Genomic DNA, 25,255 nt, shown 5'->3' on the forward strand with positions numbered 1-25,255 from the left:
GAGCTTCCCCGCGATCAGTCCAGCGACAGATTCAGCTTCTGTATCACGGCGTCCCAGCGCGCCTTCTCGTCGCGCATGCGCGTCGCCAACTGCTCGGGTGACGACGGCGCGGGCGTGAAGTACTGCACCGCCATCTGCTCGCGCACTTTATCGCTGCTGATAATCCGCGCGAGCTCGCTATTCAGCCTCTCGACCACGCCGCTCGGCGTCCCGGCGGGCACCAGGACCGCATCCCAGGAAATCGCCTCGAAGCCCGGATAGCCCTGTTCCGCCATGGTGGGCACGTCCGGCAGCGTATCGGCGCGTTCCAGGCTGGTCACCGCCAGCACCGTTGCCTTGCCATTGCGCGCTTGCGGCATGGCGATGGCCGGCACCATGAAGGACGCCTGGATATCGCCGGCGATGATCGCGCTGATGACCTGCGGAAAACCGGGATAGGGAATATGGGCGATGTCCAGGCCGGCCTGGCCCTTGAACATTTCCATCGCCAATTGCGACGCGCTGCCGGGACCCACGGACCCGTAATTCAGGGCGCCCGGCTTTTCCTTGGCCAGCTTGACGAACTGATCCACGGTCTTGATGTTCAGGCTGCTGGGCACCACGAGCACGTTCGGGCTGGTCGCGACCAGCGTGACCGGCGTCAGGTCGGTGAAGGGGTCGTAGCCCAGCGTCTTGCGATACAGCGTCGGCGCCGTCGTCAGCGGTCCATTGATCGTGAACAGCATCGTGTAGCCGTCGGGCTTGGCCTCGGCAGCCAGGCGGGTGCCGATATTGCCGCCGGCGCCGGGCTTGTTCTGCACGATGATGGGCTTGCCCAGCGCCTGCGAAAGCGGTTCGGACACGATACGCGCCAGCAGGTCCGGCGAGGACCCCGCGGGGAACGGAACGATGAGGTCTATGGGGCGTTCCGGCCATTCCGCATGCGCGGGCGCGCCCAGCGTCAGCGCGGTGGCGATGCTGGCCAGGGCCAGCCACAGCCGTGGCATGCGTGCGCCGCGGCGGCCGGGGTTGAACAGGAACATCGATTTCTCCTTTGGCTGAGATGGCCGATCGCGCCAGGGCGATCGCGCGCTGTTTTTGAGTGGACGGCCTGGTGTGGACAGGCCCTTAGTCGGGCACGCGCAGGTCTCCGCTTTCCGGACGGGCGTCGCGTGCCAGCAAGGTCGACACTGCCGTCATGGGGGAAACGCCGTCGAAGAGCACCGCGCACACCGCGGCGGTAATAGGCAGATCGACATTCAAGGCCCGCGCGCGCGCCAGGGCCGAACGTGCCGCCCGCACGCCTTCCGCCGTCACGCCGCCGGCCAGGATGTCGTCCAGCTTGCGCCCGGCGCCGATATCCAGGCCGACCCGGCGGTTGCGGGAAAGTTCGCCGGTCGCGCTGAGCACCAGGTCGCCCAGTCCGGTCAACCCGGAAAACGTATCCGCGCGCGCGCCCAGCGCCACGCCCAGGCGGGTCATCTCGGCCAGCCCGCGGGTGATCAGGGCGGCGCGGGCATTGGTGCCCAGCATCAGGCCGTCGGAAATGCCGCAGGCGATCGAGATTATGTTCTTCATCGCGCCGCCGACTTCGACGCCGGCGACATCGGAACCGGCATAGACGCGCACGGCGCCGCCATGCAGCGCGGCCGTGGTCGCCGCGCATAGGCCGGCATCGTCGCTGGCCACCGTCAATGCCACGGGCAGGCCTTGCGCCACTTCGCGCGCGAAGCTCGGGCCCGACAGCACGCCGAGGCTGACGCCGCTGCCTGCATCCAGCGATGCCCGCGCGATTTCGTGCGGCAGCCGCCCCTGCGCTTCGTCGAATCCCTTGCACGTCCAGACCACATGCCAGCCGGCGCACCCGAGCGCGGGCAGGCGCTGAGCCAGGTCCTGGCACATGGCCTGCAGGCCGGCCACCGGCACGCCAAGGATGAGCAGCGGCACGCCGCCGTCCGCGGCGGCCCAGGACAGCGCCTGGTTGAAGTCGCTGCCTATTTGCAATGACTCAGGCAAAGAAACGCCCGGAAGATACCGGGCGTTTTCGTGTGTGGCGCTCATGGCGGCGGCCTGCGCCGCCTGGCGCGCCCACAGCAGGGTAGGGCGGCGGCGCGCGGCTACCGCCGCCAGCGCCGTTCCCCAGCTGCCCGCGCCCAGCACCGCCACCCGCGGCGGCACCTGCGTGCCGGCGGGCGGGCGGGGGCTTGCGACGGGTTTACTGGCGGGTGACATTGGGCGGCAGGATGATGCCGGAGTCATTGCCGGATCCGCCTTGCTGCGATTGCTGCTGCAGTTCGGCGATGCGCTGCTCGTACAGCGCCTGGAAATTGACTTCCGCCAAATGCAGGGCCGGCAGCGACGTGCGCGTGATCGCATCCGCGACATTGGCGCGCAGGTACGGGTAGACCATGGTGGGGCAGACGATGCCCAGCAGCGGATCCAGCTGTTCGGCCGGGATGTTGGCCAGTTCGAAAATGCCCGCCTGGGTGCCTTCGACCAGATACAGCACCTTGTCGGTGACGCGCGTCGTCACGGTGACGGTGACGGTGGATTCGAACAGCGTTTCGGTCAGCCGCTGGCCGCCGACATTGATGCTGACTTCGACCTGCGGCGTGTCCTGTTCCAGGAATACGTGCGGCGCGTTGGGCATTTCCAGCGACAGGTCTTTCAGGTAGACGCGCTGCAGATTGAACGACGGAGCGTCGTCGCCCGCCTGCTGGTTGGTTTGATCGGCCATGAAGAATTCCGGAAAGGTAGGGAGTAAAGCCTGAGGCAGGCAAGGGATGCGCCGTCCGCCGGACGGCGCCATGAATCAGCCCAGCATGGGGACCAGCTTGTCGGCGCGGTCCAGCGCGGCCAGATCGTCGTAACCGCCCACGTGCGTGTCGCCGATATAGATCTGCGGCACCGTGCGGCGGCCTGTGCGCTCCATCATCACGGCGCGCTGGGCCGGGTCGAGGTCTATGCGGATCTTTTCGATTTCGCTTACGCCGCGCTGTTTGAGCAAGGCTTCGGCACGGATGCAATACGGACAGACGCCGGTGCTGTACATCAGGACTTTTTTCATCGTCGGTTCTCTACGTTGAAAGCGGAAGGGGCGACATTTCAGGCTGCCGCCCGCCCTGGGACGGCTCGCGTTCAGGCTTTCTGCGTGACGGGCAGGCCGGCCTGGCTCCAGGCCTTCATGCCGCCCTGCAGGGCCACGACTTCGGCAAAGCCCTGGGCCTTGAGCCTGGCCACGGCGCGGCTCGCCTCGCGGCCCTGTTCGCACACGACGACCAGGGGCTTGTTTTTGGGCAGGCCCGCGGACTTTTTGTCGATATCGCCCGCCGGCACGCTGCGTGCCTGCGCGATGTGCCCCGCCTGGTATTGTTCGGCCGGACGCACGTCCACCCATACGGCCTGCCGCTGGTTCACCATTTGGATGGCTTCGGCCGTTCCGATGGCGGATCCGCCGCCAGTCTTGCGCAGCGCGGGAATGGCCAGCATGATGCCGGACACGACCGCCGCGGCGACGATGAAAATATTGTTCTGACCTAGCAGAAAATGCACAAAATCCACGGAACGTCCTGAAGTATGACGGTTAATGGGCTATCGAAGCCCACCGGGCGCCGCACTCCGGAAGGGCGGCGGCGCGTGACCGTCCGGAAGGGGCATAACCGGGCAATTATAAAATGATGCCATCCCGGCATCTTTCAACTCTGTTTCAAGCGACCGCACCATGCATAAACTCGTTCTGATGCGTCACGGCGAAAGCCAGTGGAACCTGGAAAACCGCTTCACCGGCTGGACTGACGTCGACCTGACCGATACCGGCCGCCAACAGGCGCGCGCCGCCGGTGAACTGCTCAAGCGCGAAGGCTACACGTTCGACCTGGCCTTTACCTCGGTCCTCAAGCGCGCCATCCGCACGCTGTGGATCGCGCTGGACGCCATGGACGCGATGTACACCCCCATCGGCAACAGCTGGCGCCTGAACGAACGCCACTACGGCGCCCTGCAAGGATTGAACAAGGCCGAGACCGCGGCCAAGTTCGGCGACGAGCAGGTGCTGATCTGGCGTCGCGCGTACGCCATCGCGCCCGATCCCATTCCCCTGGACGATGAGCGCCATCCGCGCTTCGATAGCCGCTACGCGCGCATTCCGGCGGACCAGCTGCCGGCCACGGAATGCCTGAAGGATACGGTCGCCCGCGTCCTGCCTTTCTGGAACGAGTCGATCGCGCCCGCCATCCGCTCCGGCCGCCGCGTGCTGATCTCGGCGCATGGCAACAGCCTGCGTGCGCTGATCAAGCATCTGGACGACATCTCCGACGACGATATCGTCGGGCTCAATATTCCCACCGGCCAGCCACTGGTCTACGAACTCGACGACAATCTGCGTCCCCTGCGTCATTACTATCTGGGCGATCCCGCTGAAATCGAAGCCGCCATGGCGGCCGTGGCCGCCCAGGGCAAGGCGAAAAAGGCCTGATCGATGCGCCTGGCTGGCAGTGGATGGGCGGCCGCCGCGCTGACGATGGCGCTGGCGGCCGGCGGCGCCTGGGCCGCGCCGGCGGATCTCGCCGAGAAACAGACCGAGGCCCAGCGCCAGCAGTCGGCGCTGCGCGAGCGCATCCAGTCGCTGCAGAAAACCATCGACGAACGCGAGTCGGCGCGCAAGGAAGCCGCCGATGCGCTGCGCCAGTCGGAAACCGCGATCTCGCAGATCAACCGGCGCCTGGCCGAGCTGGCCGCGCAAAGCAAGCAGGCGGAAGCCGAGCTGGCTGCCCTGGAACGGCAGATGACGGCGCAGCAGGCGGTGCTGGCGCAGCGGCGCGAAGAACTCGCCAAGCAGCTGCGTGCCCAGTACACCAGCGGGCTGTCGCCCTGGACGGCGCTGCTGTCCGGCGACGATCCCCAGCAACTGGGCCGCAATCTGGCCTACCTGGGTTATGTTTCCCAGGCGCGGGCAGAAGCGGTGCAGGCGCTGCGCCGCGACCTGGACGAACTGGCGCGCCTGCAAGGCCAGGCCGACGCACGGCGCCAGGAAATCGCCCAGGTGGTCAAGGAAACCGCCGACCAGAAAACCCAACTGGTCGGGCAGCAGAAAGAACGCGCCGGCGTCCTCGCGCGACTGGAAGGCCAGATTACGGCGCAGCGTGAAGAGGCCGTTAAATTGGGACGCGACGATCAGCGGATGACGCGCTTGATCGACGACTTGCAGGCCGCCATCGAAAAGCAGGCCGAAGAAGCGCGCAAAGCCGAAGAGGCCCGCCGCAAAGCCGAGGAAGCCCGCAAAAAGGCGGAGGCCGAAGCCGCCCGCAAGGCCGAAGAAGCGCGGCGCCAGGCGCTGGAAGACGCGCGCCGCAAGGCGGAAGAAGCCCGCAAGCGCGCGGACGAGGCGCGCAAGGCCGCCGACGCCGCGCGTCGCGCGCAGGAAGCCCGCGAAGCATCGCAGGCGCGCGAACAGGTCGAAGCCGCCGCGCGACGCAATGCCGAGGCCGCCGCCGCCGCGGACCGGCAGGCCGCCGCCGCCGCCAAGCAGGCGGAGGACGCCGAAGCGGCCGCGCGCCGGGCGGCGCAGGCCAGCCTGCCCGTGGCGCGCGGCAATATAGAAGGCTTAAAGCCAGCTGAACCCACGTCCGTGGAACCGGCCGATGCCAGGTCGCCCTCGGGCCCCTCCTCGCCCCCCGGCACGGCGAGCAGTGCTCCGGCCCGGCCCGTCGAACGGCCGATCCCCGCGGGCCGCGGCCTGCGGCCCGGCCTGCCGGTGCCGGTGCAGGGCGCCACCGTGCAAGGGCGCTTCGGCCTGGGCCGTCCGGACGGCGGCGTCTGGCGGGGCATCGTACTGCGCGTGCCGGAAGGCACGCCCGTGCACGCCGTGGCGCCCGGTACCGTGGTTTACGCCAATTGGCTGCGGGGCTTCGGCAACCTCATCATCGTGGATCACGGCCAGCAGTACATGACGGTCTATGGCTATAACCAATCCCTCTTGAAACAGGTCGGCGATCGCGTCGCCGCCGGCGACACCATCGCCGCGGCGGGCGCGACGGGCGGGCAGGTGGAATCGGGCCTATACTTTGAAATTCGTCATGGCGGCGCGCCGGTGGACCCAGCCCAGTGGTTGGCCCAGTAGAAGCGTTTGGCTAAACCAATTCAGGAAGTGTGCATGAGCACTCGCAAGTTTCGCAGTTTCGGCCTGGTGTCGGTCGGTGTCGTCGCCGGTGTTTTGCTAAGCGTCGGCGTGACCGCGGTCGCGCAGCGCGGCGGGAGCCCCCTGCCGTTGGACGAACTGCGTCAGTTCACCAACGTCTTCGGCGCCATCAAGAACAATTATGTCGAGCCGGTGGACGACAAGACGCTGATCGACAACGCCATCTCCGGCATGGTGTCCGGTCTCGATCCGCACTCCGCCTATCTGGATGCCGACGCCTATCGCGACATGCAGACCGCCACGCAAGGCGAGTTCGGCGGCCTGGGCATCGAAGTCGGCGCGGAAGACGGCTACGTCAAGGTCATCTCGCCCATTGAAGACACGCCGGCCGCGCGCGCGGGCGTCATGGCGGGTGACCTGATCACCAAGATCAACGATACGCCGACCAAGGGCATGTCGCTGAACGACGCCGTCAAGCTGATGCGCGGCGCGCCCAAGACGCCGATCACGCTGACCATCATGCGCGCCGATCATCCGCAGCCCATCGTGCTGCGCATCGTGCGCGACGTCATCAAGGTGCGCAGCGTGCGCAGCAAGATGCTGGATGGCAATGTGGCCTATGTGCGCATCGCCCAGTTCCAGGAAAAGACCGGCGCCGACATGGCGCGCCAGCTTGCCGAGCTCGGCGCCAAGCAGCCGCCGCGTGCGCTGGTCCTGGACCTGCGCAACGACCCGGGCGGGCTGCTGACCAGTGCGATCGGCGTGGCCTCCGCCTTCCTGCCGGCCGATTCGCTGGTCGTGTCCACCGACGGCCGCACGCCCGACGCGCGCCACAAGTATCTGGCCACGCCGGCCGAATATGCGCGCGGCGAAGGCAACTATCTGTCGGGCCTGCCGGGTTGGGTCAAAACCGTGCCCATGGTGGTGCTGGTGAACGTGGGCTCCGCGTCCGCTTCGGAGATCGTCGCCGGCGCGCTGCAGGATCACAAGCGCGCCAAGGTGATGGGCAACCGTACCTTCGGCAAGGGCTCCGTGCAGGTGATTCTGCCGCTCAGCGAGGACACGGCCATCAAGCTGACGACGTCGCGCTATTTCACGCCTAGCGGCCGCTCCATCCAGGCTACCGGTATCGAACCGGATTACGTGGTGGCCGATACCGCGACGGGCGATTTGTTCCGCCTGCCGCGCGAAGCCGACCTGCAGCGCCACCTGGCCAATCAGCAAGCGCCCAACGGCGAGATCAAGTCGGCGAATGATCCGGCCAATATCGAACTGCCCAAGACCTTCGAGTTCGGCGGCAAGGACGATTTCCAGCTGAAGCAGGCGCTGAACCTGCTGGACGGCAAGCCGATCCAGAAGGCCGTGCCCAAGACCGCGTCCGCCGACAAGGTGGGCACCCAGCAGCAGGCCACGGGGGCCGCTCCGGCACCCACCGAGCGCATGACGATCACGCCGTCCGGAGTCCAGCCCACCAAGGCAAAATGAACGACCAGCAGTTGCTGCGTTATGCACGCCATATCCTGCTCGACGAACTGGGTATCGAAGGGCAGGAAAAAATCCTGGCGGGGCGTGCGCTGATTATCGGGGCAGGGGGGCTGGGCTCTCCGGCGGCGATGTATCTTGCCAGCGCCGGGGTCGGCCATATCACCCTGGTCGACGACGACGTGGTCGAACTCAGCAACCTGCAGCGGCAACTGCTGCACACCACCGAAAGCCTGGGACAGGCCAAGGTGGAATCAGGTCGTCGCGCCCTGCACGCCTTCAACCCGGAGATCGCCGTCGATACCATCGCCCGGCGTTTGCAGGGCGACGCCTTGCTCGCGGCCGTGGCGCAGGCGGATGTCGTACTCGATTGCTCGGACAACTTCACGACGCGGCATGCGATCAATCGCGCGTGCGTGCATCATCGCAAGCCGCTGGTATCGGGCGCGGCCATCCGCTTCGATGGGCAGGTCAGCGTGTTCGACATGCGCGACGAGACCTCGCCGTGCTATCACTGCCTGTTCCCGGAAGCGGACGACGTCGAGGAAGCCAGCTGCGCCACGATGGGCGTGCTGGCGCCGCTGGTCGGCATCATCGGCAGCGTGCAGGCGGCGGAGGCGCTGAAGCTGCTGGCCGGCATCGGCGAAACGCTGGCGGGCCGCCTGCTGTGCCTGGATGGCTTGGCGATGCAATGGCGCAGCCTGAACGTACCGCGCGACCCGGAATGCGCGGTATGTGGGAGACCCACCCCCTAAGCGCTACGCGCTTCCCCCTCAAGGGGGCGCCGCCGGCGGACCGGCGGAGGGCTGGCCGCCCACCCGGATCCGCGGCGTCCCAGGTAGGCCTCAGCCCAAGGCAAGCCGCAGCTGTTCATCCAGATGCACGGTAGGCGCCACGCGCCAACCGCTTTGCGCGTAGCGCAGCCAACGGCCCAGCACGAAATGCGTCAGCAAACTGGCATGCGCGCTGATATCGGCGTTCGCGGGCAAGGCGCCATCGTGTACCGCCGTGCGCAATGCCTGCCGGAACGACGCCTCGATGCGATCGTTGATGTGATTGATCCGTTCCTGCAGGCGGTTGTCTTCCGTCACCAGCGCATCGCCCGTCAACACGCGCGTCATTCCCTTATTGCGTTCGGAGAATGTCAGCAGCATGTTCACCATGCGGCGCGCCTGGCCTATGCCGTTGGGCTCGGCCGAACCGATCTGATTGACCAGCGTGAATATGGTCTGCTCGATGAACTCGATCAGGCCTTCGAACATCTGCGCCTTGCTGGCGAAATGCCGGTACAGGGCGGCTTCCGAAACCTGCATGCGTGCCGCCAGGGCCGCTGTCGTGATTCGAGCCGCATGGGGCTGCTCCAGCATTTCCGCCAGGGTCTGCAGGATCTGCGTTTTCTTTTCGCCGGGTCTGCTTGCCATGGGTGTGGCCGTCCGCGAGGCGGCCGGTAAAGAAGTTCAGGAAATAAAAAGGACCGTGCTAGCGCCGCAGGGGGCGGCGTTGCAGAAGCAGCTCGCTGACCGAGTGTACCCGCAAGTCCACATAGCCCGGCCGGTTGCGGCCGCCCTTGCTGAAGGGCGTGCCAGGATGGTGGATGTGTACCGTGCGCAGGCCCGCGCGGCGCGCGCCGCGCAGGTTTTCCAGCGTGTCTTCGACCAGCACGGTATGCGCGGCCGACGCGCCTTCGCGCGCCAGCACGCGTTTCAACAGGATCGCCGAAGGCTTGGGCCGGAAGCTGCCGTGCCAGTTCATGTGCTCGATGGCCCACAGGCTGTCGAAGTGCGACAGCAGGCCCAGGTGCCGCAGCACCGCGCGCGCGTAATGCAGCGGTGCATTGGTCAGCAGGACCTTGCGCCCCGGCAGCCGCCGCAGCTTGGCCGGCAAGCCGCTTTCCGACTTGAGCAGGGGACGTACGTCGAAATCATGGCTCATGCGCAGAAAGGTTTCGGCATTCACGCCATGATGGCGCACCATGCCGATCACCGTCGCGCCATAGCGCTTCCAGTACTTCGTGCGCAGCGCGTTGGCGGTGTCCAGGTCCACGCCCAGTGTCTCCGCCACGGCGCGCGCCATGCCCGCGTCGATGCGCGGGAAAATGGCATGCGAGGTGTTGTGCAGCGTATTGTCCAGATCGAACAGCCACAGGCGCTGAGGCGCGGCGGTGGCCGTCCGGCGCGAGCGGCGCAAGCGCGCCGCCGGCCGCAGCAAATGCCGGCGTATCTGCATCAGCGCGACGTGATCATGGTGCCCACGCCCTGGTCCGTCAGCAGTTCCAGCAGCAGGCAGTGCGGCACGCGCCCGTCGATGATGTGCACCGAGTTCACGCCGCTGCGCGCCGCGTCCAGCGAAGAGGAAATCTTGGGCAGCATGCCGCCCGAAATGGTGCCGTCGGCGAAGAGTTCGTCGATGGCGCGCGCCGACAGGCTGCGCAGCAGCTGGCCGTTCTTGTCCAGCACGCCCGGGGTGTTCGTCATCATCAACAGCTTTTCCGCGCCCAGCACTTCGGCCATCTTGCCCGCCACGACATCCGCATTGATGTTGTAGGCCTTGCCGTCCTGGCCGTAGCCGATGGGGGAGATCACGGGAATGAACTGGTCGTCCTGCAAGGCCTTGACGACCGCCGGATCGACCTGGGTGATGTCGCCGACGAAGCCGATATCCAGCGGCTGGTCGGGATTCTCCTTGTTGTCCATCAACTTCTTGCGCGCGCGGATCAGGCCGCCGTCCTTGCCGGTCAGGCCTACGGCCTTGCCGCCGGCTTCGTTGATCATCAGGACGATGTCCTGCTGCACCTGGCCGCCCAGCACCCATTCCACGACTTCCATGGTTTCGGCGTCGGTCACGCGCATGCCCTGGACGAAGGTGCCGCTTTTGCCGACGCGGCGCAGGGCGTCGTCGATCTGCGGGCCGCCGCCGTGGACCACCACGGGATTCAGGCCCACCAGCTTGAGCAGTACCACGTCGTGCGCGAAGCTTTCCTGCAGGCGTTCTTCGACCATGGCGTTGCCGCCGTACTTCACGACGATGGTCTTGCCGTGGAAGCGCCGCAGGTAGGGCAGCGCTTCTGAAAGAACGCTGGCCTTCAGCGCGGGGGACAGGGCGGCGGTATCGGAGGTAGCGGTCATGGCGGCTGGAAACGCGATGATGGAGTAGGGGCGTGGACGACACGCCGAAGGGCGCATGCGGCGCGGGCGGCGCCGCTGAACGGCATTGTATTACCCGTCGCGGCTTATGCCAGCGCGTAATAAACAGATGGAGTACAAAAAAGCCGGGTTCATGTAGATTTGATCCCTTTCGTATTAAACGGTCTGTGCGGGAACCCCGACAAGGAGGAAGAAAATGAATCGAATATCGCCGCGCGCGATCGTCGCGCTGCCCGCGGCCGCCGCTGCCGCAACTCACGCTCCCGCGCGCCGTCCGGGTCGTTCGCGCCGTGCCTGGCTGGCCTGCGCGGCCCTGCTGGCGTCCGGGGTGTCGGCTGCCCTGATGGCGCTGCCCGCCGCGGCGGCCGACAAGCTGGTCGTGGCCGCCACGCAGGTGCCGCACGCCGAAATCCTGGAGTTCGTAAAGCCGACCCTGGCCAAGGAAGGCGTCGACCTGGACGTCAAGGTGTTCAGCGACTACGTCCAGCCGAATGTGCAGCTGGTGGACAAGCAGGTGGACCTGAACTTCTTCCAGCATCAGCCTTACCTGGACACCTTCAATCAGGATCGCAAGAGCAACCTGGTGGCGATCGCGAAGGTGCACGTCGAGCCCTTCGGCGCCTATTCGCGCAAGATCAGGAATGTGTCGGAGCTGAAGAGCGGGGCGACGGTGGCGATACCCAACGATCCTACCAATGGCGGGCGCGCCCTGCTACTGCTGCAGAAGCAAGGGCTGATCAAGCTGAAGGACGCCGGCAACATCCGCGCGACGCCGCTGGACATCACCGAAAATCCCAAGAAGCTGAAGTTCCAGGAGCTGGAAGCCGCCATGCTGCCGCGCTCGCTGGACGACGTCGACCTGGCGCTGATCAACACCAACTACGCGCTGCAAGCCGGCCTGGTGCCGACCAAGGATGCGCTGTTCATCGAAGGCGCGGACTCGCCCTATGCCAACGTGCTGGTGGCCCGGCCCGACAACAAGGACCAGCCCGCCGTGCGGAAGCTGGTCCAGGCGCTGCATACGCCGGCGGTAAAGCAGTTCATCCTGGAAAAGTACAAGGGCGCGGTCGTCCCGGCGTTCTAGGATACCGTCGGCGTCCGGAGCGACCGACGGCGCGGCCGACGCGGTAGCCGATGACGCGGCCGGCTCAGCGAGCCGTATTCGCCAGGCGGCGCCGCAGCGATTCGAAGAACAGCGTCGACTGCAGGCGTTCGCCCTGGATCTGTACGGCCACGTGGCGCGCCATGGTCTCCGGCACCGGCTCCAGCGGCTGTCCGGTGGACAGCGCCAGGACCTCGGCCTGGCAGGCCCGTTCCAGGAAGTACAGATCGTCGTAGGCGTAGTCGACGCGTTCGCCGCAGACGACAACGCCATGGTTGCCCAGGAATAGCACGTCGGCGCCGTGCATGGCGCGGGCGATGCGTTCGCCTTCGGCCGTATCCAGCGCCAGGCCGTCGTAGCGGGGATCGATGGCCACGCGGCCGTGAAAGCGCATGGCGTTCTGGGACAGGCGGGTATCCAGCCCACGCCGGGCCGTCAAGGTCAACGCCGTGGCGTACGGCATGTGCGTATGCAATACACAGGTTTTGCGGGCGATGCGATGTATCGCCGCGTGGATGATCATGGCCGTGGCTTCGACATTGTGCCGGCCGGCCAGCCTGACGCCGCGCCCATCCACCATGACGATGTCGTCGGCGTCGACCTCGCTCCAGTGCAGGCCGTGGGGATTGATCAGGAAGCGGTCGCTGCCGTCGGGAAGCGCGACGCTGAAATGATTGCAGACGCCTTCTTCGAGCCCGTGATAGGCGGCGGCGCGCAATGCCAGCGCCAAATCGGCCCGCAAGGCCAGGGTGTCGGGACTATGGGGAATGCTATCGGTTTGAGCGGACATGGTGTCGGAGGACGTAGGGCGCGGCGGCCGGAACCGCAGATTTAAACCGAATCGCGGCACGCCGGACAGCGGATTCGGTCCGGGCTTGCTGCCCTGTTCAGTCACTCGTCAGCGGGTGCGGCGATATAATAACGAACGTTATTAGTTTCCGCTGTGAGACGCCGAGCCGCGATGTCCCCATCTTCCTTCGAACCCTTCGAGCAGGCCATGGACGAGCTGTCCTTGCGCCTGGCGTCGCGCCATCAATTGCGCGAATCCGTCATCAGCCGGCTTTTCATGCACGTGGCGACGCGGCTCGGGGACCACATGGATGCGCCGCTGCGCGAACATGCCTTGAATTCTACGCTGTGGACATCGCTCGTCGTTATCTACGCCAGCGAGCAGCATCGTCTGAAGCCGTCGGACCTTAGCGTGTTCATGAATTCCTCGCGCACCAACAGCACCCGCGTGGCGCGCGAACTGGAGCGGCAAGGGTATGTGACCCGGCTGGCGGGGGAAAGCGACCGCCGCCAGCTGTTCCTGCAGCTGACGCCGAAGGCCCAGGACTTCGTGCGCCAGTATCTGCCGCGGCGGCGGACGCAGCTGAAGTCGCTGTTCGCCAATTTCGAAGCGTCGGAAATCGATGAGCTGGAGCGCTTGCTACGCAAGCTGTTGACCCATGTTGAATAAAGCGGCCCTTGGGGCGAGCGGGGGCGGGAGCCCCTTTTTTTCGGTAAATAATAACGTAGGTTATTAAATCATGACCCCCGCCAGCCCCGCCTCGCACAAGTCGATGATCACCGTCTCCATCATGCTGGCGACGATCATGCAGACCCTGGACAGCACCATCGCCAACGTCGCCCTGCCGCATATGGCGGGGGGGTTGTCGGCATCGCAGGACCAGATCACCTGGGTGTTGACGTCCTATATCGTCGCCGCGGCGATTGCGACGCCAGTGACCGGCTGGCTGACGGGGCGCTATGGACTCAAGTCGGTATTCCTGGTTTCCATCGCCGGCTTCACGGTGATGTCGCTGGCCTGCGGGGTCGCGGCGAACCTGGTGCAGATCGTGCTTGCCCGTTTACTGCAAGGCGCGTTCGGCGCAGCGCTCGTGCCCTTGTCCCAGGCGGTGATGCTGGACATCAACGAGCCCAAGGATCACGCCAAGGCCATGGCGGTGTGGGGCATGGGCGTGATGCTGGGCCCCATTCTGGGGCCGACGCTGGGCGGCTGGCTGACCGACAACATGAATTGGCGCTGGGTCTTCCTGATCAATCTGCCGGTGGGCCTGCTGTCCTTTTATGGCGTTGCGCGCTTTATCCATGACGACGGTACGCGGCGCGACAACCGCTTCGATGTCTTCGGTTTCGCCACGCTGGCGATAGCCATCGGCCTGCTGCAGCTGATGCTGGATCGGGGCGAGCAGGCGGACTGGTTCGATTCCATCGAGATCCGCATCTATGCGGTATGCGCCTTCGTGTCCTTTACTTTTTTCATCCTGCATACGGCGACCAGCGGGGAGCATTCGTTTTTCAAGGTCGCCCTGCTGCGCGACCGCAACTTCACCATGGGCCTGGCGTTCTACTTCCTGCTGGGGCTGCTCCTGTATGCGACGCGCGCGCTGTTGCCGCCGCTGCTGCAGACGATACTGGGGTATCCGGTGGTGACCACGGGCGTGGTCACCGCGCCCAGCGGCGCAGGCACCATGGTGTCCATGCTGGTGGCGGGGCGGCTGGTGGGCCGCATCGACGGCCGCCTGATCATCGCCCTGGGTTTCGGGCTGACCACGCTGTCGCTATGGCAGATGTCCGGCTATACGCCGCAGATCACGGAGTGGGACGTGATCGTGCCGGGTTTTATCCAGGGCCTGGGCCTGGGATTCACGTCGGTGCCGTTGACCACCATGACCTTCTCCACCCTGGACCGGTCGCTGCGGTCCGACGGCACGGCGATCTACAGTCTTTCGCGCAATATCGGCAGCAGTATCGGCATTTCGGCCATGCAGACGCTGCTGGTCCGCAACAGCGCCACGCTGCATGCCTCGCTGGGCGCTTACGTTTCGGCGGCCGCCATCATGACCCATCCGGATGCGCTGTCGCGCATGTTCGATATGAGCACGCCCGCCGGGATGGCAGGCATGAATGAGGTGGTGACCCAGCAGGCCGCGTTCATCGCCTACCTGGACGACTTCCGCTTCATGATGTGGCTGACGCTGGCCGCCATTCCTTGCCTGATCTTCATGCGCACGCGGCGGGCCGCGTCGCCGGCGCAACAGGCCGCCGAACAGTCCGAATTGCAACACGTGGTGGCTGATTAGCCGCGCCGTCTCGCTGTCGCGGCGACGGCGCTATGTTGTTTCTGGCGTGTTCGCCGCGCGCGCGGCGGGCGACGCCACGGCCGCGGATGGTTCGCTCGCGGAATGCGCGGTGGCCGCATGCTCGGCCGCCGCCGCTGTTGCATCCGTCTCGCCGGATGCGGCGGCCTGGTGCGGCGCCGAGCCATTATGCGGCGCCGAACTGCGCGAACGCTGCTGCGCCGGCCCCTGAGCCTGTAGCAGGTTGTAGGCGGTATTGATCAGGCCTATATGTGAAAACGCCTGCGGGAAATTGCCCACCATGCGTTGCCGGACGGGGTCGTACTCCTCCGCCAGCAATCCCAGATCGTTGCGCAGCGACAGCAGCCGCTCGAACAGCGCGGCGCCTTCGTCCAGCCGGCCCTGCATGACGTAGGCGTCCGCCAGCCAGAAGCTGCATGCCAGGAACACGCCTTCGTCCTGCGCCAAGCCGTCGTCCGATTGCTCCGGCACGTAGCGCATGACCAGGCCGTCGCGCAGCAGGCCCTTTTCTATTGCCTGCACGGTGCCGGCCACCCGCGGATCATCGATGGGCAGGAAGCCCACTTGCGGAATCAATAGCAGGCTGGCGTCCAGCCCCTTGCCGCCGTAGTACTGGACGAAGCTGTTCAAGTCGCGGTCGAAGCCGTGCTGCAGGATATCCGCGCGTATCGTGTCGCGGATATGGCGCCAGCGGTGCACGGGACCTTGCAGACCGAAGCGTTCCGCCGACTTGACGGCGCGGTCGAAGCCCACCCAGCACATCAGCCGCGAATGCGTGAATGCCCGCCGCGCGCCGCGTACTTCCCAGATGCCGTGGTCTTCGGTATCCCAGCCGTGCTCCAGCGGCGTGAGCAATATGCGCTGCAGACGCCACGCCTGCTCCAGCGGCGCCAGTTCGGCTTCGCGTGCCGCATGCAGCGTATCGATCAGCTCGCCATAGATATCCATCTGGATCTGCGCCGACGCGGCATTGCCGATGCGCACCGGCTTGCTGTTCTCGTACCCCGGCAGCCAGGGGATTTCCATTTCGGGCAGGCTGCGTTCGCCGGCGATGCCGTACATGATCTGCAACTGGTTCGGATGGCCGGCCGAGGCGCGCATCAGCCACATGCGCCAGGCTTCGGCTTCTTCGCGATAGCCGGCGTTCAACAGGGCATACAACGTCAACGCGGAGTCGCGCAGCCAGCAATACCGATAATCCCAGTTGCGTGTGCCGCCGATGTTCTCGGGCAGCGATGTGGTGGGCGCCGCGACAATGCCGCCCGTGGGCCGGAAGGTCAGCAGCTTCAGTGTGATCAACGAACGCACGATCGCGTCGTGCCACTCTGGAAAGCGGTGGTCGGAGCGGCAGCGCTTGGACCACTCTTTCCACCAGGCCACCGTACGGTCCAGGCTTTCCAGGCGATCGGGAACGAAATGCGGCACCTTGTGCGACGGATGATAGGAAAGCGTGAAGGGCACGTGCTCGCCGGCCCGCACCGTGAAGCGCGAGACGGTGCGCAAGTCCTTGCCTTCCAGCGGCGCCTGGGTATGCAGTTCGACGGCGTCCGGCCCGGCGATGGCGCTGATGCCGTAATCGCGGCGGCGCACCCACGGTACCGCCTGGCCGTAGTTGAAGCGCAGCACCAGATCCATATCCATATCGACATGACCCTGGTCGCCGCGCACGATGCGCACGACGTCGACGCGTTCTTCGTCGTCGCTCAAGGGCATGAAGTCGAACAGGGTGACCGCGCCGGTGGCGGTTTCGAAGCGCGTCTCCAGCACCGCGGTGCCACGGATATAGCGCCGATGCGACTCGAACGCGCCGCGCGGCCGCAACCGCCAGCAGCCGTGCTCTTCATTGCCCAGCAGGGCCGCGAAGCATGCGGCCGAGTTGAAATGGGGCAGGCAGAGCCAGTCTATCGAGCCGTCGCGCGATACGAGCGCTGACGACAGCATGTTGCCGATGATTCCGTAGTCTTCCAGCGGTTTCGACATGAAGCACAGTTCTCCCGTGGGCGCCCTGGATGAGCGCAAGCCTATCATGTACCCAAAGTGGTCATAGGAGGCTTAGGCATGCTCCGCCGAGAAAATATCCCGCACCCGCTGCAACACGGCGTAACAGCCCGGCGTTTGCTCGAACTGATGTAATGGGCCGTTGAGGTGAATTGGGGGCTCCGGTGGACAAGGCCATGCACGTATTGGTACTGGTCCCGCATGGCGAGGACGGCCAGATCCTGGGCAATGTACTGAACGCAATGGGCGGGCAGGCCATGGCCTGCGCCGACGCGGCGCAGCTGATGGCGGGACTGCGCGCCGGAGCCGGCTGCGCCGTTCTGGTGAAAGAAGCGTTGAAACCACATGTGCTGGATGAATTGGCCGACTGGGTGTCCGGCCAGGAGCCCTGGTCCGACTTTTCTTTCCTGGTGATCGAGTCCGGTGCGGCGCCGGCACCCGCGGCCGACGGCGCGGCCGGCGACGGCGGCTCCCATGATGCCTACGATCAACTCGGCAATGTGATACTGCTGCAGCGGCCATTGCGCGAGGACATCGTACGCCGCGCCATCGCCACCGCGCTGCGGGGGCGCGCCAGGCAGTACGAGGCGCGCGCCGCCCTGCACCGGCAGGGCGAAAGCGAAGAGGCGCTACGGCTGTTCAACGAAACGCTGGAGACACGCATCGCGGAGCGCACGCACGCCCTGGCCCGCGCCAACGACAGGTTGATGAAGGAGATCCGCGAACGCGAGCGTACCCAGAGCGCGCTGGTGCAGTCGCAGAAAATGGAGGCCATCGGCCAGCTGACGGGCGGCCTGGCCCATGACTTCAACAATCTGCTCAATGTCATCATGGGCAGCGTGGAGTTGATACAGCGCACGTCTCCGGACGATCGTCTGCGGCGCCTGGCGGTCAACGCCAGGCACGCGGTCGAACGCGGCGCGAAGCTGACCGCGCAATTGCTGGCATTTTCCCGCAGCCAGAACCTGGACCTGCGTCCCACCAACATCAATGCCTTGCTGGCCGCAATGCGCGAACTCCTGGGCCTGTCCCTGGGGCCGACGGTACGCGTACTGACCGAATTCGCGCCCGACCTGCCCATGGCCACGGCCGACGGAAATCAACTGGAGCTGGCGGTCCTGAACCTGTGCCTGAATGCGCGCGACGCCATGCCGTCGGGCGGCGAGGTCAGCCTGGCGACCGCGGTGCGGGAAAGCGGGGAAGGCGACCTGCCGGCAGGCCGCTACGTTGTCATATCGGTTAAAGACACGGGCACCGGCATCCCGTCCCATGCGCTGAACAAAGTCTTCGACCCGTTTTTCACGACCAAGCCGGTGGGAAAGGGAACAGGCCTGGGCTTGAGCCAGGTCTACGGCATTGCGCGCCAGTCCGGCGGAACCGCCCGCATCGCCAGCGAAGAGGGCCGCGGCACGGTCGTGGAAATCTGGCTCGCGCTGGCCGATCCGGCCGCCGTGGACGGCGTGCCATCCGCCGATGCCGGCGTACAAGCGCAGGGCCGCGCCGCCAGTGTGCTGGTGATCGATGACGATGCATCGGTGCGCCATCTGATCGTGGAATGCCTGCAGATACTCGGCTATGAAGTGCGGCAGGCCGCCGACGGCGAAGAAGGCCTGGCGATGCTGAGCGAACAGCCGCCCGACCTATTGATGGTGGATTTCATCATGCCCAAGCTGAACGGCGCCGAAGTGATCGAGCGCGCGCGCAGTCTGTTCCCGGACCTGCCCGTTATCCTGGCGACCGGCTACGCGGACGCCCAGGTCGGCGGCACCGTACTGGAACACGAACGCGTGCTGCAAAAGCCGTTCAATCTGGACCAGCTGGCCGCCATGGTCAGCGAGGCTCTGCAGCGGTAATCCCGCTGTCCGCGACGTTGCGCTTGATGGCCGCGTGGCGGCGCTGCATTTCCTGGCGCAGGGCGCGGCGCTGGTCGGCCGCTTCGAAGCGTTGCCGCTCTTCTTCGGTGCGCGGCTCCAGGGGTGGCACCGGTGTCGGATTGCCCAGCTCGTCCACCGCCACCATGGTGAAGTAGCAACTATTGGTATGGCGCACCAGCTTCTGCCGGATGTCTTCGGTGACCACCTTGATGCCGATCTCCATGGACGTTCTGCCGGTGTAATTGACCGACGCCAGGAAAGTCACCAGTTCACCGACGTGGATGGGTTCGCGGAACACCACCTGGTCCACCGACAGCGTCACCACGTACTGGCCGGCGTAGCGGCTGGCGCAGGCGTAGGCCACCTGGTCCAGATACTTCAGGATATGGCCCCCGTGGACGTTGCCGGAAAAGTTGGCCATATCCGGAGTCATCAGGATGGTCATCGACAACTGGTGGCTGAAAGCTTCGTCCATGCTGGGTGTCCTTTCTTGCATCACGCCGCGATCTTAGCAATGGGCGGCATGGCGGAAAGCGCCAAGAAAATCAGGTTTCGGGGTCTTTTTCGCGCGGGCCGGGCGTGCCCGCGGCTCCGCGCTCAGGTGGTTCAGGCGATCAGCCGGGCCAGCTCCGCGCCCGGGTCGGGCGCGCGCATGAAGGCTTCGCCCACCAGGAAGGCATCCACCTTGTGCTCGCGCATCATGCGGACGTCCTCCGGCCGCAGGATGCCGCTTTCCGTGACGATGCGGCGTCCGGCTGGCACCAGGGGCAGCAAGTCCAACGTGTTCCGCAAGGTGGTTTCGAAGGTGCGCAGGTTGCGGTTATTGATGCCGATCAGCGGCGTACGCAGTTGCGTGGCGACTTCCAGTTCAGCGGCGTCATGGACTTCCACCAGCACGTCCATGCCCAGGTCCATGGCGCAGGCTTCCAGTTCCTTGAGCTGCGCGGGCGCCAGCGCGGCCGCGATCAGCAGCACGCAGTCCGCGCCCAGCGCGCGCGAAAACACCACCTGGTAGGGATCGATGATGAAATCCTTGCGCAGCACCGGCAGCGGGCAGGCGGCGCGCGCCTGCCGCAGATGGTCGTGCGAACCCTGGAAGAACTGCACGTCGGTCAACACCGACAGGCAGGCCGCGCCATGCACCGCATAGGAGGCGGCGATTTCCGCCGGGCTGAAGTTTTCGCGCAGGACCCCGCGCGACGGCGAGGCTTTTTTGATTTCCGCGATCACGCCGGGTTTGCCGGCGGCGATCTTGTCTTCGATCGCCTGGGCGAAGCCGCGCACATCCTGGCGCGCTTGCGCTTCGCGCAGCAATTCGGCTTCGCTGCGCATCTGGCGGGCGGTGGCGACTTCCTCGGCCTTGACGGCGAGGATCTTCGCAAGAATGTCGTTCATCTCAAAACTTCCGGGTGTAGGCGCAAAATTCTTCCAGCTTGCCGCGAGCGGCACCAGAGGCAATCGTATCAACCGCCAGTTTCAGGCCGGCTTCAATCGATGGAGCGACGTTGCCGGCGTAGATGGCAAGGGCGGCGTTCAGGGCGACGATATCGCGCGCCGGGCCCGGTTTGTCGTTCAGCGCTTCCAGGATGAGGTCGCGTGATTCTTCCCGATTGGACACCTTGATTCCCCGGTTGGACATCATGGATAGCCCGTAGTCCTCGGGGTGGATTTCGTATTCCAGGATTTTGCCGTCTTTCAGTTCGCCGACCAGGGTGGCCGCGCCCAGGGATGCCTCGTCCATCCCGTCGCGCCCATGCACCACCAGGACATGGCGCGAGCCCAGGCGTTCCAGCACGCGCACCTGTATGCCGACCAGATCGGGATGGAAGACGCCCATCAGTTGATTCTGCGCGCCTGCCGGGTTGGTGAGCGGGCCCAGAATGTTGAAAATGGTCCGCACGCCCAATTCCTTGCGCACCGCGGCGACGTTCTTCATAGCGCCATGGTGCGCGGGCGCGAACATGAAGCCGATGCCCACGTTGGCGATGCATTCGGCGACCTGTTCGGGATGGATCTGCAGGTTCGCGCCCAGCGCTTCCAGCACGTCGGCGCTGCCCGAGGACGACGACGCGCTGCGCCCGCCGTGCTTGGCGACCTTGGCGCCCGCCGCGGCGGCGACGAACATGGCCGCGGTGGAGATGTTGAAGGTCTGGCTGCCGTCGCCGCCGGTGCCGCACATATCCAGCAGCTGTTCCGGATAGGGCGTATGGACCGGCGTGGCGAATTCGCGCATGACCTGCGCGGCGGCGGTGATTTCGCCTATGGTTTCCTTCTTGACCCGCAGGCCCATCAGCAAGGCCGTGGCGATCTGCGGCGACATTTCGCCGCTCATCAGCATGCGCATCAGATGCAGCATTTCATCGTGAAAAATCTCGCGGTGCTCGATGCAACGGGTCAGCGCTTCGCTCGCCGTTATCGTCATGATGGAGTCCCTCTTGGTAGGCCCGGTTCCGGGTTCTTTATCGGATGTTCAGGAAATTGCGCATCAAGGCATGCCCGTGCTCGCTCAGCACCGACTCGGGGTGGAACTGTACCCCGTATATGGGCAGGGTTTTGTGACGCACGCCCATGATGTCGCCGTCTTCCGCGGTGGCGGTGGCTTCCAGGCAATCGGGCAGCGTGCCGGGCGCGATGGTCAGCGAGTTGTAGCGGATCACCGTGTACGGCGTGGGCAGGCCGGTGAAGATATCGGTGCCCGTGTGCGTGATCTGCACCGTCTTGCCGTGCATGATGGTCGGCGCGCGCACGATGTCGCCGCCGAAGGCCGCGCCTATCGCCTGGTGGCCCAGGCAGACGCCCAGAATGGGGATCTTGCCGCCGAATTCCTGTATCACCGGCACCGAGATGCCCGCTTCCGCGGGCGAGCACGGGCCCGGCGACACGCAGATGCGGTCCGGCTTCATCGCGGCGATTTCTTCCAGCGTGATCTGGTCGTTGCGCGCGACGCGCACGTCTTCGCCCAGTTCGCCGAAATACTGCACCAGGTTGTAGGTGAAGGAATCGTAGTTGTCGATCATCAAGAGGCTCATGGCGCTACCCTTGTTTCTGTTCATGGTGGTGTCCCGGCAGGCGCCGCTATCGGCGCCGGGACAGGAATACGGAACGGAGACGGGTCACCATCGCCAGGCACGGCCAGCCATGCGCGGCCGGCCAGCGGCGCGGGCGTTGTTGGATCGATTCAGGTCTGTTTGCTGGGGCATCAGGCTGTCTCCTGGGATCTGGGAGCCGCCGTGCCGGGGAGGGGAGCTATTTCGCTAGCTGGCCTTGTCTGCCGGTTACGGCGGCAAGGCGCGGCTGAAACCGCGACGACGTGCCGCTTCCTAGTGGAAGCGCCACCACTGACCAAAATCAGGCGTCGTCGAGCGGGTCATATTCGGATGATTCAGCTGGGAAAGCAAAAAACACAGATAAGGAGGGCGGCGCGGCCGTCCTGAGTGCGGAATTCTACCCCAATTATGGCCGCGGGTTCAGGGGACTTGCGGCGGGTGGATCGACCTCGCGCCAAAACCGACATAGGAGGGCATCTTTCATCCTGGACCAACCATGTCATATCCCTCCATCCACGGGCCAGCCGCCACGTGCGCGCGGCCCTCGCCTGTTCCACGCGCGGACGCGGTGCCCCGTCCCGGGCCGGTCGAACGCCAGTTGCTGGCCAGCCTGGCTCGCGACGCCAGGGGCCAGTCCTTCGAGGCCCTGTACGCCGACTTTCCGCACGACATCGGCCGCGACGCGTTGCGCGACGCCGCGCTGGATTGCCTGCGTCTGAAGTGGCTGGCCGGTACTTTCGCCTGCCTGCGCTGCACCGACGCCGGGCGGCTGCTGCTACAGGCGCACGATGCGGGCGAAGGCGAGAATGGCGCGTGCCGCCGGGATGAAGCGTCCGCCGGCCTGGACGGCAGCGAGGCGTCCTGGGGCGCCTCCGCCGTTGCGGAAGATGTTCCCGGCGAGGCGTCCTCCTCGGGCGCCGGCGACAGCGGCTCGTCGAGATCCAGGCAAATGCGATGGGCGCCGCGGCTGCATACCGTACGAACGTACGACGCCGAGGCAGCGCCGGCGTCATTTCCGGCCGAGGCGGATCACGAGCAGGCGGCGCCGGCAGGGCAGGGAAGTCCGGCGGACGCGTACCCGGATCTACGGGCGGCGCCACGTGATGAGCCGCGGCCGCGTCTCATCGAAGCAAAGTCCGGACAGCCCGACGCCCACCTGCGGGTCAGGAAGAAACTCGGCAGGCTGGCCTGCATCGATTTCGGCGATCCGCCCTTGGGCGGGACGGGCAAGCGATCCGCGACGACAGTGGCGCGCCGGCTGCTGCTCGGCCTGAAATGCCTGCTCCTGCCGTCATATCGGGATGCTCGCGCCGTCAGCCGTCATATGGGTGAACTGCTGGGCGCACTGACGCGTCCCGTCGATCTGCTGCCCATCGCGGCGCCGGTGCGCGGCTGGCCGCCCTTGAGCCGGGCCCACCTGCACTTCATCGCTTCGGATGAAACCGCGCTGCGTACCGAGGCGCGGGCGGTGCGGGTCGCCGGAGTCCCGCCGGAAGAACGCTACAAGCCGACGCCGATAAGCCTGTGCATCCCGCCGCTTACCCGCCACATCAGCCGCCTGGGCGAAGCGGACCGCAAGGCGCTGCTGCACGGCCTGGACCAGGAACTGTCCAGGCTGATGCAGTACGCCGGCAACGCCTTGCCGCCCGAGCCCGCGGCGGCCGCCCTGGGGGTGGCCGACGGGGACGACGGGGGCGAGGCCTCGTCGCCGCACAAGATCATCGGTCCCGGCGAACCGCTGCGCTACCGCATGCTGTTGACGATGGTGAAGTTCCTCGTCGAAGACGCGCAACAGCCGCTCAGATAGGCTGGTCCAGCCCGTTCTGCACCTGCTCCGCGGCGCGCAGCACGGCACGGGCCTTGGCTTCGGTTTCCGCCCATTCGGATTCCGGATTGGAATCCGCGACGATGCCGGCGGCGGCCTGCACGTATAGGGTGCCGTCCTTGATCACGCCGGTGCGGATGGCGATGGCCACGTCCATTTCACCGCCGTAGCTCAGGTAGCCCGCCGCGCCGCCATAGATGCCGCGCCGCACGGGTTCCAGTTCGTCGATGATTTCCATGGCGCGCACTTTGGGCGCGCCGGTGAGCGTGCCGGCGGGGAAGGCCGCGCGCAGTACGTCCATGCTGGTCATGGCGGGGTCGAGATTGCCGGCCACGTTCGACACCAGGTGCATGACGTGGGAATAACGTTCGATGGCCATGGTGTCGGTGACCTTCACCGATCCGGTCTCGGCCACGCGACCCACGTCGTTGCGGGCAAGGTCGATCAGCATGACGTGCTCGGCGATCTCCTTGGGGTCCGCCTGCAGTTCGGCGGCCAGCACGGCGTCTTCTTCCGGCGTCGTCCCACGTTTGCGCGTGCCGGCCAGCGGACGGATGGTGATGCGCGACTTGGGCTGGCCGTCCTCGACCACGCGTTCCTGGCGTACCAGGATTTCAGGCGACGAGCCGACGACGTGGAAATCGCCGAAATTCCAGAAGTACATATAGGGCGACGGGTTCAGCGAGCGCAGCGACCGGTACAGCGACAGGGGCGAATCGCGGAAGGGCTTGGTGATGACCTGGCCCACCTGCACCTGCATCAGGTCGCCCGCGGCGATGTATTCCTTGGCGCGCCTGACCGCGGCCAGGTAGTCTTCTTTCTTGAAGTCGCGCCGTTCTTCCGTCTGCATGCTGGCGTGGCTGTAGGGAATGTCCACCGGCTTGCGCAGTTTCTGGCGCAGCTCGCGCAGCCGCTGCTGCGCGCGGGCATAGGCTTCCGGCTGGGCGGGGTCCGCATAAACCATCAGGTAGATGCGGCCCGCCAGGTTGTCGACGATGACCAGTTCGTCCACGTGCAGCAGCATGATGTCCGGCGTGCCTTCATCCATGCCGGCCGGAAAGGGCTTGACCGCCGGCCCCAGGCGCGGCTCGATGTGCCGTACCGTGTCGTAGCCGAAATAGCCCGCCAGGCCGCCGGCGAAGCGCGGCATGCCCGGCCGCAGCGCGACCTTGAAACGGGACTGGTACTGTTCGATGAAGGCCAGCGGATCGCCGTGATGGGTTTCCACCACCTTGCCGTCGCGGAGAACCTCGGTGACCGTGCCGCGCGCCTGGATGACGGTGTGCGCGGGCAGGCCGATAAAGGAATAGCGGCCGAAGCGTTCGCCGCCCACCACGGATTCCAGCAGGCAGCTCATGCGGCCGTTTTCCGGACCGGAATGGGCCAGCTTCAGATAGATACCCAGCGGAGTGTCCAGGTCGGCGTAGGTATCGGCGACCAGGGGGATGCGGTTGTAGCCTTGCGTGGCCAGTGCTTTGAATTCCAGTTCAGTCATAGCGGTCTCGTTCGGGTTTTTCTGCTGTCGAGCCGGGCGGAAAGCAAAAAAGCAAAAAGCCCGGCCAGTG

24 protein-coding genes are annotated in these 25,255 nt (G+C 65.9%); 9 read left to right on the top strand and 15 right to left on the bottom strand.

Going from position 1 to position 25,255, the window contains the following annotated elements; genetic code table 11:
- Positions 1-14 precede the first annotated feature (14 nt).
- The 5 genes from ACNA0R_RS02035 to ACNA0R_RS02055 form a co-directional block, all read right to left on the bottom strand.
- The gene (locus ACNA0R_RS02035) at positions 15-1,022 is read right to left on the bottom strand and encodes a Bug family tripartite tricarboxylate transporter substrate binding protein (RefSeq protein WP_415824211.1); all 1,008 of its coding nucleotides are present in this window, start codon (positions 1,020-1,022) and stop codon (positions 15-17) included.
- Positions 1,023-1,107: 85 nt separating this feature from the next.
- Positions 1,108-2,211 carry an NAD(P)H-dependent glycerol-3-phosphate dehydrogenase gene (locus ACNA0R_RS02040; protein ID WP_415824212.1) on the bottom strand — a complete coding sequence of 368 codons (1,104 nt, stop codon included), beginning with the start codon at positions 2,209-2,211 and terminating at the stop codon, positions 1,108-1,110.
- A complete protein-coding gene (gene secB, locus ACNA0R_RS02045; RefSeq protein ID WP_415824213.1) occupies positions 2,195-2,716 on the bottom strand; it encodes a protein-export chaperone SecB in 522 nt (173 codons plus the stop codon). The genes ACNA0R_RS02040 and secB overlap by 17 nt, the downstream gene beginning before the upstream one ends.
- 75 nt (positions 2,717-2,791) lie before the next feature.
- The gene (gene grxC, locus ACNA0R_RS02050) at positions 2,792-3,046 is read right to left on the bottom strand and encodes a glutaredoxin 3 (RefSeq protein ID WP_415824214.1); all 255 of its coding nucleotides are present in this window, start codon (positions 3,044-3,046) and stop codon (positions 2,792-2,794) included.
- A 71-nt stretch (positions 3,047-3,117) separates the two neighbouring features.
- Positions 3,118-3,540, bottom strand: a complete 423-nt coding sequence (locus ACNA0R_RS02055) for a rhodanese-like domain-containing protein (RefSeq protein WP_415824215.1) — start codon at positions 3,538-3,540, stop codon at positions 3,118-3,120.
- Positions 3,541-3,700: 160 nt separating this feature from the next.
- On the opposite strand from ACNA0R_RS02055, the gene gpmA reads away from it, so the two are divergent.
- From gpmA to ACNA0R_RS02075, 4 genes are read left to right on the top strand one after another with little or no spacing between them, the layout of a single operon-like run.
- A complete protein-coding gene (gpmA, locus tag ACNA0R_RS02060; protein WP_415824216.1) occupies positions 3,701-4,453 on the top strand; it encodes a 2,3-diphosphoglycerate-dependent phosphoglycerate mutase in 753 nt (250 codons plus the stop codon).
- Positions 4,454-4,456: 3 nt separating this feature from the next.
- Positions 4,457-6,097 (top strand): murein hydrolase activator EnvC family protein, encoded by a 1,641-nt coding sequence (locus tag ACNA0R_RS02065; protein ID WP_415824217.1) that lies wholly within the window; start codon positions 4,457-4,459, stop codon positions 6,095-6,097.
- 33 nt (positions 6,098-6,130) lie between these two features.
- A complete protein-coding gene (locus tag ACNA0R_RS02070) occupies positions 6,131-7,600 on the top strand; it encodes a S41 family peptidase (protein ID WP_415824218.1) in 1,470 nt (489 codons plus the stop codon).
- Entirely contained in the window at positions 7,597-8,352 is a 756-nt protein-coding gene (locus ACNA0R_RS02075) for a HesA/MoeB/ThiF family protein (RefSeq protein ID WP_415824219.1), read from the top strand. The genes ACNA0R_RS02070 and ACNA0R_RS02075 overlap by 4 nt, the downstream gene beginning before the upstream one ends.
- Before the next feature lie 90 nt (positions 8,353-8,442).
- Here ACNA0R_RS02075 and slmA read toward each other — a convergent pair whose 3' ends face one another.
- From slmA to argB, 3 genes are read right to left on the bottom strand one after another with little or no spacing between them, the layout of a single operon-like run.
- Positions 8,443-9,018, bottom strand: a complete 576-nt coding sequence (gene slmA / locus ACNA0R_RS02080; RefSeq protein ID WP_415824220.1) for a nucleoid occlusion factor SlmA — start codon at positions 9,016-9,018, stop codon at positions 8,443-8,445.
- 58 nt (positions 9,019-9,076) lie between these two features.
- Entirely contained in the window at positions 9,077-9,823 is a 747-nt protein-coding gene (locus ACNA0R_RS02085) for a pyrimidine 5'-nucleotidase (RefSeq protein WP_415824221.1), read from the bottom strand.
- A complete protein-coding gene (gene argB / locus ACNA0R_RS02090; RefSeq protein WP_415824222.1) occupies positions 9,823-10,722 on the bottom strand; it encodes an acetylglutamate kinase in 900 nt (299 codons plus the stop codon). The genes ACNA0R_RS02085 and argB overlap by 1 nt, the downstream gene beginning before the upstream one ends.
- A gap of 361 nt (positions 10,723-11,083) precedes the next feature.
- Here argB and ACNA0R_RS02095 point away from each other — a divergent pair, with 361 nt between their 5' ends.
- On the top strand, positions 11,084-11,824 hold the full coding sequence (locus ACNA0R_RS02095; RefSeq protein WP_415824463.1) for a MetQ/NlpA family ABC transporter substrate-binding protein: 741 nt from the start codon (positions 11,084-11,086) through the stop codon (positions 11,822-11,824).
- A 64-nt stretch (positions 11,825-11,888) separates the two neighbouring features.
- Here ACNA0R_RS02095 and ACNA0R_RS02100 read toward each other — a convergent pair whose 3' ends face one another.
- Entirely contained in the window at positions 11,889-12,632 is a 744-nt protein-coding gene (locus tag ACNA0R_RS02100; protein ID WP_415824223.1) for an aldolase, read from the bottom strand.
- Positions 12,633-12,803: 171 nt separating this feature from the next.
- Here ACNA0R_RS02100 and ACNA0R_RS02105 point away from each other — a divergent pair, with 171 nt between their 5' ends.
- A complete protein-coding gene (locus ACNA0R_RS02105; protein ID WP_415824224.1) occupies positions 12,804-13,301 on the top strand; it encodes a MarR family transcriptional regulator in 498 nt (165 codons plus the stop codon).
- Between the two features lie 70 nt (positions 13,302-13,371).
- Positions 13,372-14,928: a DHA2 family efflux MFS transporter permease subunit gene (locus ACNA0R_RS02110; protein WP_415824225.1), complete on the top strand. Its 1,557-nt coding sequence runs from the start codon at positions 13,372-13,374 to the stop codon at positions 14,926-14,928.
- 30 nt (positions 14,929-14,958) lie between these two features.
- Here ACNA0R_RS02110 and ACNA0R_RS02115 read toward each other — a convergent pair whose 3' ends face one another.
- The gene (locus tag ACNA0R_RS02115; protein WP_415824227.1) at positions 14,959-16,926 is read right to left on the bottom strand and encodes a glycoside hydrolase family 15 protein; all 1,968 of its coding nucleotides are present in this window, start codon (positions 16,924-16,926) and stop codon (positions 14,959-14,961) included.
- A 194-nt stretch (positions 16,927-17,120) separates the two neighbouring features.
- Here ACNA0R_RS02115 and ACNA0R_RS02120 point away from each other — a divergent pair, with 194 nt between their 5' ends.
- On the top strand, positions 17,121-18,797 hold the full coding sequence (locus ACNA0R_RS02120; protein WP_415824228.1) for a response regulator: 1,677 nt from the start codon (positions 17,121-17,123) through the stop codon (positions 18,795-18,797).
- On the opposite strand, the gene ACNA0R_RS02125 is transcribed toward ACNA0R_RS02120, so the two are convergent.
- From ACNA0R_RS02125 to ACNA0R_RS02140, 4 genes are all read right to left on the bottom strand, one after another.
- The gene (locus ACNA0R_RS02125) at positions 18,775-19,293 is read right to left on the bottom strand and encodes an acyl-CoA thioesterase (RefSeq protein ID WP_415824229.1); all 519 of its coding nucleotides are present in this window, start codon (positions 19,291-19,293) and stop codon (positions 18,775-18,777) included. The two genes, ACNA0R_RS02120 and ACNA0R_RS02125, sit on opposite strands and share 23 nt — an antisense overlap.
- 131 nt (positions 19,294-19,424) lie before the next feature.
- Positions 19,425-20,213, bottom strand: a complete 789-nt coding sequence (trpC, locus tag ACNA0R_RS02130) for an indole-3-glycerol phosphate synthase TrpC (RefSeq protein ID WP_415824230.1) — start codon at positions 20,211-20,213, stop codon at positions 19,425-19,427.
- Between the two features lies 1 nt (position 20,214).
- On the bottom strand, positions 20,215-21,240 hold the full coding sequence (gene trpD, locus ACNA0R_RS02135) for an anthranilate phosphoribosyltransferase (RefSeq protein WP_415824231.1): 1,026 nt from the start codon (positions 21,238-21,240) through the stop codon (positions 20,215-20,217).
- Between the two features lie 37 nt (positions 21,241-21,277).
- Positions 21,278-21,871, bottom strand: a complete 594-nt coding sequence (locus ACNA0R_RS02140; protein ID WP_415824232.1) for an anthranilate synthase component II — start codon at positions 21,869-21,871, stop codon at positions 21,278-21,280.
- 490 nt (positions 21,872-22,361) lie between these two features.
- Here ACNA0R_RS02140 and ACNA0R_RS02145 point away from each other — a divergent pair, with 490 nt between their 5' ends.
- Complete coding sequence (locus tag ACNA0R_RS02145) at positions 22,362-23,672, top strand: hypothetical protein (RefSeq protein WP_415824233.1); 1,311 nt, start codon at positions 22,362-22,364, stop codon at positions 23,670-23,672.
- Here ACNA0R_RS02145 and trpE read toward each other — a convergent pair.
- Positions 23,665-25,185, bottom strand: a complete 1,521-nt coding sequence (gene trpE / locus ACNA0R_RS02150; protein ID WP_415824235.1) for an anthranilate synthase component I — start codon at positions 25,183-25,185, stop codon at positions 23,665-23,667. The two genes, ACNA0R_RS02145 and trpE, sit on opposite strands and share 8 nt — an antisense overlap.
- Between the last annotated feature and the right edge of the window lie 70 nt (positions 25,186-25,255).

Source organism: Bordetella sputigena, from assembly GCF_965137885.1.
Taxonomy (GTDB): Bacteria; Pseudomonadota; Gammaproteobacteria; order Burkholderiales; family Burkholderiaceae_B; genus Bordetella_C; species Bordetella_C sputigena.